The 18807-nt window shown below is 48.4% G+C and carries 20 protein-coding genes; 4 read left to right on the forward strand and 16 right to left on the reverse strand.

Annotation, left to right across the window (positions count from 1 at the left end; all coding sequences use genetic code 11):
- Positions 1–2: 2 nt before the first annotated feature.
- The 8 genes from cheR to flhD all read right to left on the reverse strand — a co-directional run bounded on the left by cheR (position 3) and on the right by flhD (position 8176).
- Positions 3–863 carry a protein-glutamate O-methyltransferase CheR gene (gene cheR, locus A7Z29_RS14610; RefSeq protein WP_000204525.1) on the reverse strand — a complete coding sequence of 287 codons (861 nt, stop codon included), beginning with the start codon at positions 861–863 and terminating at the stop codon, positions 3–5.
- Between the two features lie 148 nt (positions 864–1011).
- The gene (gene tar / locus A7Z29_RS14615; protein ID WP_024212391.1) at positions 1012–2673 is read right to left on the reverse strand and encodes a methyl-accepting chemotaxis protein II; all 1662 of its coding nucleotides are present in this window, start codon (positions 2671–2673) and stop codon (positions 1012–1014) included.
- A 144-nt stretch (positions 2674–2817) separates the two neighbouring features.
- Entirely contained in the window at positions 2818–3321 is a 504-nt protein-coding gene (cheW, locus tag A7Z29_RS14620) for a chemotaxis protein CheW (RefSeq protein ID WP_000147302.1), read from the reverse strand.
- A 20-nt stretch (positions 3322–3341) separates the two neighbouring features.
- Positions 3342–5306 carry a chemotaxis protein CheA gene (gene cheA / locus A7Z29_RS14625; protein WP_105290406.1) on the reverse strand — a complete coding sequence of 655 codons (1965 nt, stop codon included), beginning with the start codon at positions 5304–5306 and terminating at the stop codon, positions 3342–3344.
- Between the two features lie 4 nt (positions 5307–5310).
- Complete coding sequence (gene motB / locus A7Z29_RS14630; RefSeq protein ID WP_000788499.1) at positions 5311–6237, reverse strand: flagellar motor protein MotB; 927 nt, start codon at positions 6235–6237, stop codon at positions 5311–5313.
- Positions 6234–7121, reverse strand: coding sequence for a flagellar motor stator protein MotA (gene motA, locus A7Z29_RS14635; protein ID WP_000906346.1), 888 nt, complete (start codon positions 7119–7121; stop codon positions 6234–6236). The genes motB and motA overlap by 4 nt, the downstream gene beginning before the upstream one ends.
- A 123-nt stretch (positions 7122–7244) precedes the next feature.
- Entirely contained in the window at positions 7245–7823 is a 579-nt protein-coding gene (gene flhC / locus A7Z29_RS14640) for a flagellar transcriptional regulator FlhC (RefSeq protein ID WP_105290407.1), read from the reverse strand.
- Between the two features lie 2 nt (positions 7824–7825).
- Positions 7826–8176, reverse strand: a complete 351-nt coding sequence (gene flhD, locus A7Z29_RS14645; RefSeq protein ID WP_001516558.1) for a flagellar transcriptional regulator FlhD — start codon at positions 8174–8176, stop codon at positions 7826–7828.
- Positions 8177–8952: 776 nt separating this feature from the next.
- Between flhD and uspC the strand changes: the two genes are divergently transcribed.
- A complete protein-coding gene (uspC, locus tag A7Z29_RS14650; protein WP_000122665.1) occupies positions 8953–9381 on the forward strand; it encodes a universal stress protein UspC in 429 nt (142 codons plus the stop codon).
- Between the two features lie 6 nt (positions 9382–9387).
- On the opposite strand, the gene otsA is transcribed toward uspC, so the two are convergent.
- The 5 genes from otsA to araF form a co-directional block, all read right to left on the reverse strand.
- Positions 9388–10812, reverse strand: coding sequence for an alpha,alpha-trehalose-phosphate synthase (otsA, locus tag A7Z29_RS14655; RefSeq protein ID WP_024212390.1), 1425 nt, complete (start codon positions 10810–10812; stop codon positions 9388–9390).
- On the reverse strand, positions 10787–11587 hold the full coding sequence (gene otsB / locus A7Z29_RS14660; RefSeq protein ID WP_001295645.1) for a trehalose-phosphatase: 801 nt from the start codon (positions 11585–11587) through the stop codon (positions 10787–10789). Before otsB ends, otsA begins: the two co-directional genes overlap by 26 nt.
- Before the next feature lie 166 nt (positions 11588–11753).
- Positions 11754–12740 (reverse strand): arabinose ABC transporter permease AraH, encoded by a 987-nt coding sequence (gene araH, locus A7Z29_RS14665; protein ID WP_000100203.1) that lies wholly within the window; start codon positions 12738–12740, stop codon positions 11754–11756.
- Positions 12741–12754: 14 nt separating this feature from the next.
- On the reverse strand, positions 12755–14269 hold the full coding sequence (gene araG, locus A7Z29_RS14670) for an arabinose ABC transporter ATP-binding protein AraG (RefSeq protein WP_105290408.1): 1515 nt from the start codon (positions 14267–14269) through the stop codon (positions 12755–12757).
- Between the two features lie 73 nt (positions 14270–14342).
- Positions 14343–15332: an arabinose ABC transporter substrate-binding protein AraF gene (gene araF, locus A7Z29_RS14675; protein ID WP_000548667.1), complete on the reverse strand. Its 990-nt coding sequence runs from the start codon at positions 15330–15332 to the stop codon at positions 14343–14345.
- A 789-nt stretch (positions 15333–16121) separates the two neighbouring features.
- Here araF and A7Z29_RS14685 point away from each other — a divergent pair.
- Complete coding sequence (locus tag A7Z29_RS14685; protein ID WP_000246122.1) at positions 16122–16625, forward strand: non-heme ferritin-like protein; 504 nt, start codon at positions 16122–16124, stop codon at positions 16623–16625.
- A gap of 83 nt (positions 16626–16708) precedes the next feature.
- On the opposite strand, the gene yecJ is transcribed toward A7Z29_RS14685, so the two are convergent.
- Both yecJ and azuC read right to left on the reverse strand, forming a co-directional pair.
- The gene (gene yecJ, locus A7Z29_RS14690) at positions 16709–16960 is read right to left on the reverse strand and encodes a DUF2766 family protein YecJ (RefSeq protein ID WP_000082114.1); all 252 of its coding nucleotides are present in this window, start codon (positions 16958–16960) and stop codon (positions 16709–16711) included.
- Positions 16961–17075: 115 nt separating this feature from the next.
- Positions 17076–17162 carry a stress response protein AzuC gene (gene azuC, locus A7Z29_RS14695; protein WP_077629254.1) on the reverse strand — a complete coding sequence of 29 codons (87 nt, stop codon included), beginning with the start codon at positions 17160–17162 and terminating at the stop codon, positions 17076–17078.
- A gap of 263 nt (positions 17163–17425) precedes the next feature.
- On the opposite strand from azuC, the gene yecR reads away from it, so the two are divergent.
- Positions 17426–17749, forward strand: a complete 324-nt coding sequence (yecR, locus tag A7Z29_RS14700) for a YecR family lipoprotein (RefSeq protein ID WP_000681392.1) — start codon at positions 17426–17428, stop codon at positions 17747–17749.
- 178 nt (positions 17750–17927) lie between these two features.
- The gene (ftnA, locus tag A7Z29_RS14705; RefSeq protein WP_000917207.1) at positions 17928–18425 is read left to right on the forward strand and encodes a non-heme ferritin; all 498 of its coding nucleotides are present in this window, start codon (positions 17928–17930) and stop codon (positions 18423–18425) included.
- A 37-nt stretch (positions 18426–18462) separates the two neighbouring features.
- On the opposite strand, the gene A7Z29_RS14710 is transcribed toward ftnA, so the two are convergent.
- Positions 18463–18702 (reverse strand): YecH family metal-binding protein, encoded by a 240-nt coding sequence (locus tag A7Z29_RS14710; RefSeq protein ID WP_000094895.1) that lies wholly within the window; start codon positions 18700–18702, stop codon positions 18463–18465.
- Between the last annotated feature and the right edge of the window lie 105 nt (positions 18703–18807).

Consider the following 18807-nt stretch of genomic DNA (forward strand, 5'->3'; position numbering starts at 1 on the left):
GGTTAATCCTTACTTAGCGCATACACCGTCTGCCCACGCAGCGTGAAGCTGCGCTCAAGGTGGCTGAAATTTTCAGAGTGCCCCGCAAACAGCAATCCGTCAGGTTTAAGTAGTGGCACGAAGCGGCGCAAAATCTCCTGTTGGGTCGTTTGATCAAAATAGATCATGACGTTACGGCAGAAGATCGCATCAAACGGCCCCGGTACGGTGTACTGTTTCGCCAACAAATTCAGCGGGGAAAAATCGACATAGCTCGCCAGTTCCTGGCGCACACGCACCAGCCCCTCATGCGGCCCCGTGCCGCGCATGAAGTAACGCTGGAGTTGTTGTGGCGTCAGGTTTTTCAGTTCTTCATGGCGATAAATGCCGCTTCTGGCTTTTTCCAGCACTTCGGTGTCGATATCACTGGCGAACACTTTCCAGCGTCCAGGTGCGGTGCCTAATGTGTCCGCCAGCGTCATGGCAATGCTGTACGGCTCTTCACCAGTCGACGCCGCCGCGCTCCATACACGATATTCCCCAGAACGACGGCGAGCGTGAGCCGCGAGCAGTGGGAAATGATGCCCTTCACGGAAAAATGCCGTCAGGTTGGTAGTCAGCGAGTTAATAAATGCCTGCCACTCGCCGCTAAGCTGATTAGATTCCAGCATGTTCAGATAATGACCAAAATCGGCCAGTCCTAGCGAGCGCAAACGGCGTATCAACCGGTTGTAGACCATGTCACGCTTGTGGTCGGCCAGAACAATCCCCGCACGTTGATAGATCAATTGACTTATCCGCCGAAAATGAACGTCGGAAAGCGCAAGGCGCTCGCTCATCTGTAACAATAAAGACGTTTGCCCACAGGGCTGAGATGATGTCATAGCGCCTTCTCAATCACTTCAGGAAACCACTGGCACAGCCTGTAACTGCACCGATTGTGTTGTAATAGCGCCACCAGAAACGATAAGCGCGACGTTCTGTTGCATCATCAGCCTCATCTGGCGGCAATGGCGCTTGAGTAAATACCCATCAAAATGTTTCCCAGTTTGGCTCTTGTTCAGCGATACGCCGCCGCGACTGCGCAGGTGATTGCTCACTGGCAGGCTGGGATTTTAGTGGTGGTTTGTGGTTTAGCTGACTGGCTGCCAGACGAAATGCGGATACTGCCTGCGTTAAACGACCGGCCTGCTCTTCCAGTGCGGCAGCAGCGGCGGCTGACTCCTGCACCAACGAGGCATTCTGTTGAGTGACGCGATCCATTTCCGACACGGCCAGCGCAACTTGATCAATGCCACGGCTCTGCTCATCGGAGGCTGAAGCAATTTCCCCCATAATGTCGGTGACGCGCGTAACCGCATTAACGATATTTGTCATCGTTTCACCGGCGCTTTCGACCAACACCGAACCGGTATCAACGCGGGAAACAGAGTCTTCTATCAGAGCTTTGATCTCTTTTGCTGCCTGGGCGCTGCGACTGGCAAGATTACGCACTTCGCCTGCCACCACGGCAAAACCACGGCCCTGTTCCCCGGCACGCGCGGCTTCAACAGCGGCATTCAGTGCGAGGATATTGGTCTGGAAGGCAATGCCGTCGATTACGCTAATAATGTCGGCGATTTTCTTCGAACTGTCGGCGATTTCATGCATGGTTTTCACCACGCCATCCACCACTTTGCCGCCGTGCAGCGCGGTGTCGGAGGCACTTTGTGCCAGTTGCGAGGCCTGACGGGCGTTATCGGCGTTCTGTTTCACCGTCGCGGTGAGCTGTTCCATGCTGGCGGCAGTTTCTTCCAGCGCGGATGCCTGCTGTTCAGTGCGTGATGAAAGATCGGTATTGCCCGCTGCAATTTCACGTGTACCGACATAGATGGCGTCCGACCCCTGGCGCACATGGGTGACTGTGTCGGTCAAAGAACGCTGCATATGCGAAACGCTCTGCGCCAGTTCGCCCATTTCACTGCGCCCATCAATGATGAGGCTATTCGCCAGGTTACCACCGGCAATTTCGCGAATGTGAGCAATGATTTTCGCCAGCGGGGTAAGCAACATACGGCGGATGCCGTACCACGCCACCAGCAAAATCAATACCACCACCAGCGCGATAACCGCCAGTTGCCACTGGGAAAAGCGGTAATCTTCCGCATTGTTAGTGACGATATCGCGGTAAAGTTTTTCACTACTGAGGGCGTACTGAGCAAACGCTTCGCCCATCGCATTTTGCATTCCCTGAGTTGGTTGAGCGAAATAGGCGCCAGTATTGCCATAATCAAGATAATCAATCAGTTCAGTTAACGCTGTGTGATAGTTTTTGTATTTTTCATCAATATTACGACTGGTGGCGACCATTTCAGGTAACGGTGCCATGCTTTTGAATTTTTTAAAATGAGTCGCTGCCTGGGCCAATGTTTTCCTGGCGCTATCAAGCAATTCAACTTTGGCGTTACTTTGTTGATTGGATGAATCCATCATCATCCGCACCGCCGAACGGCTCAAATTAATGCGCGTTTGTAGCATTAAATCCCAGGTTGAGGTTAGCTCACTCTGTTGTTCCCGTAGTTCATTGGAAACGACAAAGCTTTTCTGGCTATGGTGAAGCGAAGAAAAAAACAAACTGCCGGAAATTAGCTGTAACAGTGCGAATACCCCCAGCACCATTACCAACAGCGTGACTACGCGGATACGGTTAATCATAAGGCACCTTCCTGAAAACAAGTTGATCTCGTTATCGGCAAGGAAGGGGGAAACTTTATTGCTGATGCCACCCGCCGCGAAATTGAAATAAAAAACCCGATGCGCAGATCATCGGGTTCATTTCAATTGAGGAAATCAGGAGAATTACGCCACTTCTGACGCCGCGCTATCTAACAGCGCCATCTCTTCGCTATTCAGCAGTTTTTCGATGTTCACCAGAATCAACATACGGTCGCCCAGTGCGCCCAATCCAGTGAGATATTCTGTGGAAAGCGTCACGGCAAATTCCGGTGCCGGACGAATTTGCTCCGCCGTCAATGAAAGCACGTCTGAAACGCCGTCAACCACGATGCCGACCACCCGTTGTCCGAGATTCAGTACGATAACTACCGTGTTGTCGTTATAGTCCACATCCACCTGGCTGAACTTAATTCGTAAGTCAACAATCGGCACAATAACGCCGCGCAGATTCGTGACGCCTTTGATAAACGCTGGCGTGTTTGCAATCCGTGTCACTTGATCGTAGCCACGGATCTCCTGCACTTTCAGAATATCAATACCGTACTCTTCATCACCAAGGGTAAATACCAGAAATTCCTGGCCTGACGGCTCGCTGGCCAGTTTTGTTACATTCGTCATACCGGTCATATTGTTACCTTTTTACTCATTCAGGCGGCGGTGTTCGCCATACGTTGTTCGCGGTTTATCGTCTGCAAGGCAGAAACATCAACAATCAGTGCCACGCTGCCGTCGCCGAGAATCGTTGCGGCGGATATTCCCGGGATTTTGCGATAGTTACTTTCCAGGTTTTTCACTACTACCTGGTGTTGACCAATTAATTGATCCACCAGCAAAGCGTAGCGGCGACCGCCACTTTGCAGGATCACCACAATTCCCTGAGTCGCTTCAGTTTTCGCGCCCGTGACGTTGAACACTTTCCACAGTTCGACGATGGGCAGATATTCACCACGTACTTCCAGTACCCGCTCGCCGCCCGCCAGTGGATGCAGATTGGCTTCATGGGGTTGCAGTGATTCCATGACGGCATTCAGCGGCAGAATGAAAACTTCATCTGCAACACGTACAGACATGCCATCGAGGATCGCCAGCGTCAGCGGCAGTAAAATGCGGATCGTAGTTCCTGCGCCCGGCGTCGATTTGATTTCGACATGACCGCCCATTTCCTGGATATTACGTTTGACGACATCCATACCAACGCCGCGTCCGGAGACATCGGTAACCTGCTCTGCTGTAGAAAAACCAGGAGCAAATATCAGCATTGCCACTTCGTCATCTGTCATGTTGTCGCTGACGGTCAGACCTTGTGAAACAGCTTTTGCCAGAATCCGTTCACGGTTTAGCCCCGCGCCATCGTCGGTCACTTCGATGCAGATGTTGCCACCCTGATGTTCAGCAGACAGAACCAAATTTCCGACGCTGTTTTTGCCTGCGGCGAGGCGTTTTTCCGGCAGTTCAATTCCGTGGTCGAGACTGTTGCGTACCAGATGGGTCAGCGGGTCAATAATGCGTTCTATCAGGCTCTTGTCGAGTTCAGTGGAACTGCCCACCAGCGTCAGTTCTACCTGTTTGCTGAGTTTTCCCGCCAGGTCACGTACCAGCCGGGGATAGCGACTAAAGACATATTCCATCGGCATCATGCGGATCGACATCACCGATTCCTGCAAATCACGGGCGTTACGTTGTAACTGCCCCATGCTGGTAATCAAATCACCATGATTAACCGGGTCCAGTTCGCTCGAACGCTGGGCCAGCATCGACTGGGTGATGACCAGTTCGCCGACAAGGTTAATCAGTTGATCAACCTTCTCTACAGCCACACGGATACTGGTGGATTCGCTGCCGCGCGGCGGTTTTTCCCGTTCTGTCCGTACAACTGGCGCTTCTGCGGCGGCAAGTTTAAGCACCGGTGGCGCAGATACTTTCGCCGTAGACTCAACGCTTTCAAAGGCAATCTGATCGGCCTCAATGACAAAACAAAGCACCGCAGTAATGTCGTCTTCCGCAATATCTCCCGCTAATGTCGCCGATAACGAATCGGCTCCTTTCACCACGTCAGTCAACGTTGTCAGATGTCCCAGCTCTTCTTCCAGCAGATCGATTTCTCCCGCTTTCAGGCGCGAAAGGATAATTCGTCGCGGCGATTGGCGGCTATTCTGACCATCTTGCGGTTCATTTTTGGCAACCACACTTAATCGGGTCACTGCGGATACCGTTTCGCCTTTCGCTTCTAATGCCAGTTGACGCAAGGCCTGGCAGATATAATCGAAGCTGGCGGTATCTGGCTCTTGTGACTGTTTATAAGCGTCGAGCTGTTCTTGCATGATGTCCTTCGTTTCCAAAAACAGATTGATAATGTCGGTATTAAGCTGCATCTCACCGCGTCTGGCTTCATCGAGCAGATTTTCCATTAGATGCGTGGTTTCCTGTAACACAGTAAAACCAAACGTTCCTGCCCCTCCTTTGATGGAATGAGCTGCACGAAAGATGGCATTCAACTGTTCGGCATCTGGCGCTTCTGGCTGCAAATTAAGCAGATGCTGCTCCATATCGGCTAACAGTTCGTCCGCCTCATCAAAAAATGTCTGATAAAAATCGCTTATATCCATGCTCACGCAGTCACCTCGGTTCGGCTGATGGCATTGTAGGAACACTGACCTGCGGTGCGCTCCCTGTTTTTTCCAGAACACTTACCGGCTCATTCTGGCTTTCAGCGTTTTCATGCAAAATAGCTTGTTCTGCTTGTCTGTTCAGAACCAGCAGGCTGATTCGACGGTTGACGGCATCATCAGGTCCACGATCGCTCAAACGCATGGTGGCTGCCATGCCGACAACGCGCAGAATTTTGCCATCAGCCAGACCGCCCACCATTAGCTCACGGCGCGACGCATTGGCGCGTTCGGCAGAAAGCTCCCAGTTGCTATAGCCTTGCTCGCCATTGGCGTAAGGGAAATCATCGGTATGACCGGAGAGACTGATACGGTTAGGAATACCGTTCAGCACAGGCGCAATACTCCGCAGAATGTCGCGCATATAGGGTTCGACGTCGGCACTACCGGTTTTAAACATCGGGCGATTCTGGCTGTCGATAATCTGGATGCGTAAACCTTCCTGTACCAGATCGATTTTGAGATGTGGACGCAGCGCCCGTAGTTTCGGGTCTGATTCAATAAGCTGGTCGAGATCGCCCCGCAATTTCCGCAGCCGACTTTGCTCCATGCGTTTTTTCAGTTCTTCAATGTCCGGTTGCTTATTCACTTCTCCCTGGCTTTGGGTGTAATCATCACCCCCGCCAGGAATTGGGCTTTCACTATTAGAAATGCGATCACCGCCCGTTACTGCCGTCGCCAGCGGCGTGCGGAAATATTCTGCAATCTGAATCAGCTCTTTTGGGCTGGAGATGGAGATCAGCCACATCACCAGAAAAAAAGCCATCATCGCAGTCATAAAGTCAGCATAAGCAATCTTCCACGATCCATGCGCCGAGCCGTGACTTTTCGCTTTGCGTCGCTTGACGACAATAATTGGATGCGCGTGATTCTTCATGCTTCCTCGGTTGTCGTCTGCTGTTGCGGATTTTTCACTGCACGAACGTGCTCTTCCAGTTCGACGAACGACGGGCGCTCGCTGGAGTAGAGCGTTTTGCGACCAAATTCAACCGCAATTGGCGGTGCATAACCGTTGAGATTAGAAAGCAGTATGACTTTGACGCACTGCATCATTTTGCTGGTTTCGGCGCTTTTTTGACGTAAAACACTAGCTAGTGGGGAAATAAATCCGTAAGCCAATAAAATACCGAGGAAAGTCCCCACCATCGCATGTGCGATAAGCGCCCCCAGTTCGGCGGCAGGTCGGTCAGCCGAACCGAGCGCGTGAACCACTCCCATCACAGCCGCGACAATACCAAATGCCGGGAGCGAGTCACCGACCAGCGCCAGACTGTTTGCCGGGACTTCCGCCTCGCTTTCGTGAGTCTCGATCTCTTCATCCATCAAAGCTTCGATTTCAAAGGTATTCATGTGACCACTAATAATCAGGCGCAGATAATCGACAATAAAATCAAGCATGACGGCATCAGCCATAATGCGAGGATAACTGGCGAAGATCTCGCTCTCGCGAGGATTTTCAATATCGCGCTCCAACGAAAACATGCCCATTTGGCGTGATTTCGCCATTAGCCGGTAAAGCAGCGCCAGCAGATCCATATACATTGCTTTGGTGTATTTGGAGCGGCGAAACAGTAACGGCAGCGCCTTAAGCGTGCCTTTGATGGCTTTACCGTTGTTGCCGACAATAAACGACCCAATACCTGCACCGGCAATAATCACCAGTTCAGCGGGTTGATAAAGTGCTCCAAGGCTTCCGCCGGTCATCAAATAACCGCCGAAAACTGTACCGAGAACAACCAGGTAACCTAATAAGATAAGCACGACATCATCCTTTCACTGTTGACCATGACAGGATGTTCAGTCGTCAGGCGTTAACTTACGGTCGGGGAAAAAAGCAGCGACAATCAGTTGCCGCTGCTGGAATGTTTCGCCATATCGCGTGAGTTAAACAGCCTGTACTCTCTGTTCATCCAGCAGTTGAGGGATAATATCGGCAGGGTCTTGAGAAAGTTTACGTCTTTTTACCGCTCGTGATGGCGGCTGACATAAGCTGCAGGCAAAGCTGCCAACAGGCTGATGGGCATGGGTGATAAAATTACCGCCGCAGCACTTGCAACTGGAAAGTTGTAGTAAACCACTTTCAACAAATCGCACCAGTGTCCAGGCGCGTGTCAACGCCAGCAGCGGCCCATCTTCGGCTTGTGGACACTGTTCGAGGTATAAACGATAGGCTTTGATTACTGCATCGACGCCGTGACATAACCCTGTTTTCAGCAAAAACTGCCATGCATTACAAAACATCGACGCATGAACATTTTGTTCCCAGGTCATAAACCAGTCGGTGGAGAATGGCAGCATACCTTTCGGCGGCGGACTTCCGCGCAGTTCTTTATAGAGTTTGATCAGGCGTCCGCGACTTAATTGTGTTTCACTTTCCAGCATCTGCAAACGAGCGCCGAGAGTGATCAATTCCATTGCCAGCTGAATATCCCGGGCTTCCTGAACAATGCTTTTTTCGCTCATTATCAGGCCCTTTTTTTACGCAGCACTTCTTCGGGCTGATTAACATCATTCAACAAACGCGTAGAGAGCATGATACCGGTATGAACTTGCTGGAGATCGTCAACGCGGGAATCCTGCGTCAACTGATTAATAGTCTGGTGGCTGTCAAAGCGGAAATGACAAATCAGTTGATTGGTTTCTGCCAGTTTAACCATTTGCGGAAGCGTCAGCGTCGCTAACGTTGTTGCCATTTCTTCATTAATACCGAGACGAAACATGGCGGACGCTTTGTCCTGAACGATCAGACGTTGTGCAAGAAGTAAATATGACAAATTGATGTCATAAATATGTTTCAGCAACTCGGAGGTATGCATTATTCCCATCCAGAATAACTAACTTTATTTTTATGCGGTATCACCGCACCCCGTGATGTCGCCGGGAAATCCCGGTAAAAAGTAAATAACCATGGAATAGTTGCGATCAACGAAAAAACACAAACATCGTAAGCGATGAAACAATCCCTTACAGAGAATAGTGTTTTTTACACTTAACTAAGATTTTTCCTAATTCGACGCAACTGTACTCGTCACCACTCACACATACAACGGAGCGACGCTGCGATTTTCGATAATGTGTGACTCAGATCACACAAAACACTCAATTACTTAACATTAATGTATAAGTCATACTTTTGTTTTGATGATATTTCATTCTGTTAAAAAGTTTTTCAGCGCCTCTGGCTTCAAAAATGAAGTAGAGGCATAAATTTATTATGTTGCGCACTGTTAATATAAATCACCGTAAATAACCATCTGTTATGTATGAAATAAATTTATTTACCCTCTATAACTTATTTTCAAACAGAGAGTTACATAACATGACCCAGTTCAAGTGAAAATAAAGCCGAGACCCCCTTAAATGTTATATAAATGTTTTTCAAACATTAACCATTTGTTTTATAAGGAAAATAGATAATTTTACTTCTTACAGCCATACTGGCGATCGAATAATAACATTGCGGTACTAATTAATTATTCTTACTAGTAACCAGCCTAATATTTACCTTTTTGACTGAGTTGTTATTGCATCAATGCCTCATTCAGAGTAAAGCTGTAATAACACCTGAAGTTCACAGAATAAGGAGCAGGTTATGAGCTATACCAATGTTCTTGTTGCTGTAGCTGTCTCGCCAGAAAGCCAGCAACTGTTGACAAAAGCGGTCTCTATCGCCCGTCCGGTTAATGGGCGCATAAGTTTGATCACTCTCGCTTCCGACCCGGAAATCTTCAATCAATTAGCCGCACCGATGCTTGAAGATTTACGCAGCGTGATGCATGAAGAAACACAAAACTTTCTTGATAAATTAATAAAGGATGCGGGATATCCGGTAGAAGAGACATTTATTGCTTACGGTGAGTTAAGCGAACATATTCTGGCAGTGTGCCGTAAGCATAAATTCGATTTGGTGATTTGCGGCAATCATAACCACAGTTTCTTTTCGCGAGCATCCTGCTCAGCGAAAAGTGTGATTGCCTCAAGCGAGGTCGATGTACTACTGGTTCCGCTTAAGGGAGATTAACTGCCATTACGCCATTTTCGGAAAGGTAGCAACTTTATCGCGCTGCTGACTTTCCGCGCTTCGCGGAACTATCTGCTTTAGGTCGCGAATAAAATACTCCTGCCAGTGATTAATGTCGTTTTTCACAATAACTTCCAGCATTTCTGCATGGCGGGAAATACGTTCCGCCAGCGACATCGTCAACGCCCGATTGAGCGCCGCCGCAACTTCATCACGATCGTAGGGGTTTACAATTAACGCCGACGTCAGTTCGTTTGCCGCTCCGGCAAATTGCGAAAGTACCAGTACGCCCGGATTGGCAGGATCCTGTGCGGCAACATACTCTTTCGCGACCAGGTTCATTCCGTCGCGCAGCGGCGTCACTAATCCAACATCAGAATAGCGGAAGATTTTCATCAGTAATTTACGATCAAAATGCTGATTCAGATAATAAAGCGGCGTCCAGCCTAATTGACCATATTTGCCGTTAATTCTCCCGGCTTCATTTTCCAACTGATGACGAATATCCTGATACGCTTGCACATCACCACGCGACGTTGGCGCAATCTGGGTATAGCGAATTTTACCGTGATGTTGCGGATAGTTTTCCAGCAACGCTTCATAGGCGAGAAAACGCTCCGGCAAACCTTTGGAATAATCCAGTCGTTCGACAGAAAAGATATTTTGTACGTTTTTCAGTTCCGCTTTTAGTTGCGCCAGTTTTGCCGGCAATGGTCCGGCAGCCTGTTTGGCTATCTCATCTGGTTCAATGCCAATGGGGTAAACTTCGGTTCGAAACGCTTTGCCCCAGGCCGTATGGCTTTTTGAGCTACGCGTCGTAACGCGGGTCAGGTTAGAAAGGCAATCCAGGAACGCCAGGCGATCGTTCTCTGTCTGGAAACCCAGCAAATCATAATCACAAAGCTGTTCAAGCAAGGTGTCATACGTCGGCAGCGCATTGAATATTTCCGGCGTCGGGAAAGGAATATGCAGGAAGAAACCAATGCGATTATTCACCCCACGTTTGCGTAATTCATGCGCAAATGGCAACAGGTGATAATCGTGAACCCAGATAATGTCATCGTCTTCTAGCAGCGGCAGTAATTTATCTGCCAGCAACGCATTTACGCGTAGATAGCCGTCCCAGGCAGGACGCTGAAATTGCACCAGATCGAGTCGATAATGAAATGCAGGCCAGAGAACGGCATTGGAGAATTGGTTGTAGTATTCGTCGAGATCCTTTTCACTGAGGTTAAAAGAGGCCCAGGTAATATTTCCTTTTTTCACCTTTTTTAGCGGCTGATCCTCATTCCCTGTTTCGCCACTCCAGCCAAACCACAGTCCACCTGCGGCTTTCAGTGCCCCCAGAATGCCAACGGCAAGGCCACCGGCACTGGCGGCGTGCTCATCTGGTGGTGCAATCCGGTTAGATACTACGACTAAACGACTCATAGTCATCACTCCTGTTATTTTCTCTTTTTTGTTGTAATGCGGTGGTTATCATTTCAAGCCAGCTCCAGACATCCGGTACGCCCGCCAGTCGCCATGATGCCTGAGTTGCGCCTGTGCCAATTTTTACTGACATTCCGCCCAGCCGGTTAACGACTGCGAAGCCAGATTCATCGGTTAAATCATCGCCCAGAAATACAGGCGTTCGCCCGATAAAGGGAGCTTCCTGCATAAAGGCAGCAATCGCCTCACCTTTACTGGTGCCTCGCGGTTTGATCTCGACAACACACTTTCCCTGCTGTAACGCCATTTGTGGCCAGATCTGAGTAATACGTTGCGCTAATGTCATTAATGCGTCTTCATGCTGCGGAGCCTGACGATAATGCAGCGCAAAAGCCATCCCTTTCGCCTCCAGCTCCGCACCGGGATACTGGGCGATGACCGTATGCAGTTGCACGCTAATATCACGCGCAATCGCATCCGGCAGATGAACGATATGCGTTTTACCATTGATGTCACGGCGCTCCGCCCCATGCACGCCCGCTAACGGGAAGCGATAAGGTTTTGCCAGTGCGTCCAGCTCCACCATTGAGCGCCCTGATATCAATGCCAATGCACCATCACTTGCGGTTGCCAGTAGCTGAAGTCCTTGCAGAATATTGTCAGGTACGACGACCTGATCGGGATGCGGTTTGATTTCCGCCAGCGTTCCATCGAGATCAAAAAACCAGGCATATTTCGCGGATAGTTCAGGGGTTTCGGTTAACGGTTCTGTCACCCGGTTCTCCTCCTTCTCTTTTCTTATTGTTTTGCGCAGAACGCGCTTTACAGACATGTAAGTATAGACAGTGTGACGGGGGTCGCCATTTGCAACGAAGAACAGCCAACCGTTGTGGCGGCTGGCTGTGGTGGGAAAAAACGCTAAATTGTTGTAGAAAAAAGCATCAGACAGTGCGTTTCGCTTTTTGCTTGTAACGGTCGAAGATCACCGCTGCCAGCAGGATTAAGCCGCGAACCACGTACTGCGCGAAAGGAGAAATATTAAGCAGGTTCATGGCGTTTTCCACGGTGCCTAAAATTAAGATACCCGCCACCACATATGAGATTTTTCCGATGCCACCTTTCAGAGAAACGCCACCTAAAACGCAGGCGGAGATAACAATCAGCTCATAACCAATCGACGTCATTGGCTGCCCACTGGTCATACGTGAAGCCAGAATAATTCCGGCTATCGCAGATACCAGGCCAGAGAGAACAAAGATAATAATTTTGGTGCGAACAACCGGTACACCCGCCAGACGCGCAGCCTCTTCGTTCCCGCCAATCGCCAGGGTATTACGACCAAAGGTGGTTTTATTCAGCAGCAAACCAAAGATAATCAGACACGCGACGGTGAGCCAGATTGGCGCAGGCAGACCGAACCAGTTAGCGTAACCAAGGGCAAAGAAGCTTTCATCTTCGATACCGACCGCTTTACCGTCTGAAATGATGTACGCCAGACCTCGAACAATCTGCATCGTTGCCAGTGTCGTGATCAGAGCATTTATTTTCAGTTTGGCGATAACAAAGCCATTGACCAGGCCACAGAGAATGCCAAGCAGCAACCCCGCTGCCACGCCAATCCACAGGCTTTCAGTCAGGTTGATAACCACCGCCGTGGTGACACCCGCACAGGCAATTACGGAGGCGACAGAAAGGTCAAAGTCACCGGAAGCAAGGCAGAACAACATGCCACACGCCACCATCCCCGACATGGAAATTGCCAGGCCCAACCCTTTCATATTAATGAAGGTGGCAAAATTTGGGACAAAAATGGCACAGGCGATAAAGAGCACCGCAAACACCACCAGCATGCCGTACTGATCCCAGATACGCCCAAAGCTGAAAGACGACTTAGGTGCGCCAGAACCCGATGTAGAAACAGAAGACATCATACTCTCCTTACTCAGGCAACTGCCTGGCTGACTTTAGGCATCGCAAGGCTCAGTGCCTGACGCTCATCTGCCTGCTCGTGTAACAATTCACCGGCGATTTCGCCTTCCCGCATCACCACAATCCGGTCGGCAACGCCGAGGACTTCAGGTAAGTCGCTGGAGGCAAACAGCACCGCCACGCCCTGCGCTGCCAGCGCATAAATCACGTTGTAAATTTCATGCTTAGCACCAACATCAATGCCGCGCGTAGGTTCATCCAGCAAAATGACCTTCATCTCTTCCGATAACCAGCGGCCCAGAATGGCTTTTTGCTGATTTCCGCCTGAAAGATTCATGATCAGTTGCTCTGCGCCCGGCGTTTTGATGTTGAGCGAACGAATGTGGTGATCGGCATTGTTTTCTTCCCAACCGTTGTTGATTACACAACCGCCGAGCACATGTTTGCGTCTGGCACTGATGTTGATATTGTCGCGAACGGAGTGCACAGGAATAATGCCTTCCGCTTTGCGATCTTCCGGGCAGAGCATCATGCCTGCGGCAATAGCGTGGCTCGGTTTACGAATATCGATCGGCTGTTGGTCGATATAAACCTGACCGGCGGTGATTTGCGTCCCGCCAAACATGCCTTTCATTAATTCGCTACGCCCCGCCCCTACCAGACCAAACAGCCCAACAATTTCACCACTGCGAACCGCCAGACTTATTGGCGTACGCACGCCTGGTGCTTTCACAGCATCAAGACGCAGGCGCTCCTCGCCATAACTACGCGGTTGCCAGCCGTAGATATCGCCAATGTCGCGCCCGACCATCGCCTGCACCAGCGCGTCGTGGTCAACCTGCTGCATATCGGTAAAGGTTTTGACATAACGTCCATCTTTAAAGACAGTGATGGCATCGCTGAGGGCAAATATTTCTTCCATACGGTGAGAAACGTATAAGATCACCCGCCCCTCTTTTCGCAGTTCACGAATAACGCGGAAAAGATTGTCGATTTCGCGGGCAGAGAGGGAGCTGGTTGGCTCATCAAAGGCGATAATTTTAGCGTTACGAGCCAGAGCTTTGGCAATTTCAACCATCTGCCACTGACCAATGGAGAGATATTTCAGCGGCGTAGCCGGGTCAATATCCATACCCAGATGTTTGAGTTGTAAACCTGCTTCATAATTCAGCAGTGAACGATTTACAATGCCGCCTTTATGGGGAAGCTGGCCGAGATAAATATTTTCCGCGACGGTCATTTCCGGCACGAGATGCAGTTCCTGGTAAATAATCGCCACGCCCGCGTTAAGCGCAGTGGTCGTGTCGGAAAAGGACATTTCTTGTCCATTAATCACTACAGAACCCGTGGTTGGCGCATAGTTTCCGCTAAGGATTTTTAAGAGTGTTGATTTTCCTGCGCCATTTTCACCCATCAACGCATGAACCTGACCGGCATAGCAGTCAAAACTAATATCCGTCAACGCCTTAACGCCGGGGAAAGTTTTACCAATGCCGCGAAATGAGAGATACGGGGTAGACTGTTGCATAACGTCTCCGTGAATCACTGGTCTTTCACACCCCCTCTGCACAATAAAGGCAGAGGGGAATTTTTACGGCAGATTACTTACCGCCTAAACCTTTTTTCTCCAGTTCTTCTTTAAAGTTGTCGCGCGTAATCAGAACTACATCGGTAACTTCAGTGAATTTTGGTGGTTCTACGTCTTTCGCTACCCAGTTGTAGAGCATTTCGCTGGATTTATAGCCATGTACGTCCGGACTTGGCAGGAGTGAACCGTAGAAACCGGTAGCCTGCGCTTTGGACAGCTCGCTCACCGCATCCACCCCATTGATACCGATACCAATGATGTCCGCCGCTTTAAAGCCCTGACCTTCCGTTGCACGTACACCGCCCAGCACGGTGCTGTCGTTCATCCCGACAATCAACCAGTGTTTAACTTCAGGGTGCTGAACCAGCATGGAGTTGGCGGCGTCAAATGCCCCAGGGATGTCGTTAGATTTGGTAGGAACCTGATATATTTGTTTTTCCGGGAATCCGGCGGCTTTAAGTGCGTCCATAGAGCCCGTGGTACGGCGACGAGCGGTATCCAGTTCGTTGGCAGTAATCGCCATTACGGCACTTTCTTTTACGTCCCAACCACGTTTTTGCATCTCTTTATACAGTTCCTGGCCCTGACGCTCACCAATTTTGGTCGCCGCCATCATCACCAGCGGCACGGTATCCATCGGCTTACCCTTGGCATTTACAAACTGGTCATCCACGGCAATCACTTTCATACCATAGCCACGTGCTTTCGCCACAATTGCGGAACCCAGTTTCGGGTCTGGCGTACAAATGACAAACCCTTTCGCACCGCTGGCAGCCAGACTGTCGATGGCGTTCAGCGTCTTTTCGCCATCCGGCACGGCAATCTTAATAACGTCAAACCCTAAATCTTTCCCGGCTTTATCGGCAAACTTCCATTCGGTCTGGAACCACGGCTCTTCTGGTTGCTTTACCAGGAAACCGAGTTTCAGGTTTTCCGCCATAGCGGATTGTGACATAACGGCAGCCAGACCAATGGCTGCAAGAGCTTTAGTAAATTTGTGCATGGTTATCTCCAGCTTTAGCGTCATTTTGTGTAGGGCAAAAACTAAGAACTTTTGTTAATTCAATCGGAAAACAAAGCATTACCTTTAGCGAAAAGATAATTGACTGTGTTGGCATAGTTTTAGCGAGAAATTAATTCTCCATAGGAGAGCAATATCACATAGCAGAATTACAGTGAGAACGTGCATAAATTCAGCGAGAAATGACATACTGGAAACGGTAATTGTCTGACAATTCAAAAAGGCATTAGCAGAATAATCCATGACATTAGCCTGGAAATCCTTGTGGTATGCGTTGAGAGGCTGGGAGTGTCTTTTTTTAATCTAATTATTACCGGGTAAGAGGTTGTTCATTTACGCTGAATAGTGAAGGAGGATGAAGTCTCTAATCCTTGCAACAATCAATTTCCACATTAATTATCACCACCATTATTAATTAAGAGTAACGCTATAATGAGAGCATCATCGCATAACTAAAAAAATATCTTAAAATATCAAAACATCATCATGTTATTAATAATTCATTTCAATATCAATGAGATATACCAACACAGCGCATTAGGAATTATTGCAAACTAATTGTTCTCATCAATGAAATGTAAAAAAATATAAATCTGGTGATTTAAGGATTTTCTTATATCCGTTCAGACGTTATGCTTATTTCAGATCATCGTCAGAATTGACTCCACGATCACATTTTGGACATGCAGAAAGGAATTATTCTGCAATCAGTAATTACGGTGTTTTGATTCATCTTGCACCTCACGTCTTCTGGATATAAGGATATTAGGTATGGCAACCACTGGAATGCTTCTCAAACTCAACACCCAAATGAACCGCGAGTTTTATGCATCCAATCTCTACCTTCACCTGAGCAAATGGTGTTCTGAACAAAGTCTGAATGGCACCGCTACTTTCCTTCGCGCCCAGGCACAGAGTAACGTGACGCAAATGATGCGCATGTTTAACTTTATGAAAAGTATCGGAGCAACTCCCATCGTTAAAGCTATCGATGTACCAGGAGAAAAGCTTAACTCCCTGGAAGAACTCTTCCAAAAGACGATGGAAGAATATGAGCAGCGTTCAAGCAAGCTGTCACAATTAGCCGATGAAGCTAAAGAATTGAATGATGATTCTACCGTCGATTTCCTGCGCGATCTGGAAAAAGAACAGCAGCACGATGGTCTGTTGTTGCAAACCATTCTTGATGAAGTACGCAGCGCGAAACTTGCCGGTATGTGCCCTGTCCAGACCGACCAGCATGTTCTTAATGTCGTGTCGCATCAGATACATTAATCATGTTCGGCGCTTTAAAACATGCGCCGGATACAAATAATTTTGAGAAAGCCGCTGCTTCATACTTTGAAGCAGCGGTTTTTTTAATGGGATTCACCTTGCGGAGTAAATTTCAGTTCAATCAGCGCGATGGCTTTTTGGATAGCGCGCATCGTTACCGGATCGGCTGCGGCGGGATGGTTAGTAAAATCGATATTCTTCAACTGGCTGGACATTTTTTCACGCAACTCAACAGGTGCGATCACATCGAGTACGTCGAGAATTTGTTTGATTACCAACTGGCAAGCGACAACATCAGAGACCAGTTCCTGATCGGCATTCAGCGGCTGGGACATTGTAAACTCCTGATAGCTTTTTGAAAGCCGCTATAGTAGCGGCTTCCCCTCCACAGCGATAGTCACATCCGCCATCACCAGGGCACAAAAAAACCTGCCGAAGCAGGTTTTTTTGTTATCTGAACATATTGCCTGGCGGTACGTCTTTGAACGTCTTGCAATAGTTATCAAACATGCTTTTCAGGATTTTGCGTAGTTTCATCGAGGTACTCCGACCATTTGTTATGCAGGTGTTATCGTCTTTGCGCTTATAATATGACACCCATCGCAAAAATCAATCTTTATGTGATCTGCATCACATAAATACCCCTTTAATGTTATGAAATTGATAACCACAAAGTCCCCATAAAGCGCCTGACTTCAGGGAAAAGCAAGGAATAGCACCGATCCGTCGTCTTTTCTGTCCATAACCTGGTACTGCGCGCGGGTACAATACCAGTTTCTTCTCCCTCTTCAGGCCGTGACATGAAACATCTGATATTTATTTTTTCACTTTTAACATTAGCGGGCTGCACCGTAACTCGTCAGGCTCAATTGAGCGAAGTTAATGTCACGAGCGGTATTGTGCGCCTCGTTTATAATCAGGCATTTTTACAACACGCCCGTACTGACAGCTATCTTAATCAAAGAATAGCGGAACGCGCATGTCAGCACGCAGGGTTTACCCGCGCTATTGCGTTTGGGCAACCTGTCAGTAACTGTAGTCTGTTTGCGGGATCGTTATGCCTGAATACGGAATTTACGCTGTCGTATCAGTGCCAAAATTTAATGCCCTCGACTTATCAATAAAGACCTTAATCAGTGAGGGATGCTTCGCTGGTTAATTAATTCCACGAATAGCGTTAATGCGTTTTATTCCCATTCGTATTTTTAATAATTGAATTTAATATTTTACCTTTTGCAAATAATAAAATAACAAATTATAGTGGCGCCACAGCAACAAAAATAACCTTTATGGAGCACTATCATGCTGAAACCAGAAATGATTGAAAAACTCAATGAGCAGATGAACCTGGAACTGTACTCTTCACTGCTTTATCAGCAAATGAGCGCCTGGTGCAGCTATCATACCTTTGAAGGCGCGGCTGCGTTTCTCCGCCGACACGCCCAGGAAGAGATGACGCATATGCAGCGTCTGTTTGACTATCTGACCGATACCGGAAACTTACCGCGTATTAATACCGTTGAATCCCCGTTTGCTGAATATTCTTCACTTGATGAATTATTCCAGGAAACCTATAAGCATGAACAATTAATCACGCAGAAAATTAATGAACTGGCTCACGCTGCCATGACCAACCAGGATTACCCTACGTTTAATTTCCTGCAATGGTATGTTTCTGAGCAACATGAAGAAGAGAAATTGTTCAAATCGATTATTGATAAATTAAGTCTGGCCGGTAAAAGCGGCGAAGGTCTTTATTTCATCGATAAAGAACTTTCTACCCTCGACGCGCAAAATTAATCTACTCTGGCGGCAGATTTACTGCCGCCGTTTCATATCAGTGGCGACAAATTTTACTTGTATCGGTTGAGAACCCTTCTTCACCGGGAATAAATTTACCTTTCGCCGCCAGAAACGCCACCAGTTCTCCCGCAGTCATCCCTTCCGCCGAGCAGGTATGAAAACGCGCCTGTTCACCAAAACGCGCTTTGATCGCCGCTTCCAGACTGGCGTGCGTATATTGCTCGCCTGATTCAATCATCATATTTAACACTTCATGACCGTGAATAGAGCTCATCGTTCCTCCTCAAAAAGGGCATAGCGTAGCGATAGCTGCTCATCAAGGCTTTGCGCCAGCGCAGTTCTGAATTCATTTTATTGTACATTTTTATTTACACTAAAT

Source organism: Escherichia sp. MOD1-EC6842, from assembly GCF_002965705.1.
Lineage (GTDB): Bacteria > Pseudomonadota > Gammaproteobacteria > Enterobacterales > Enterobacteriaceae > Escherichia > Escherichia ruysiae.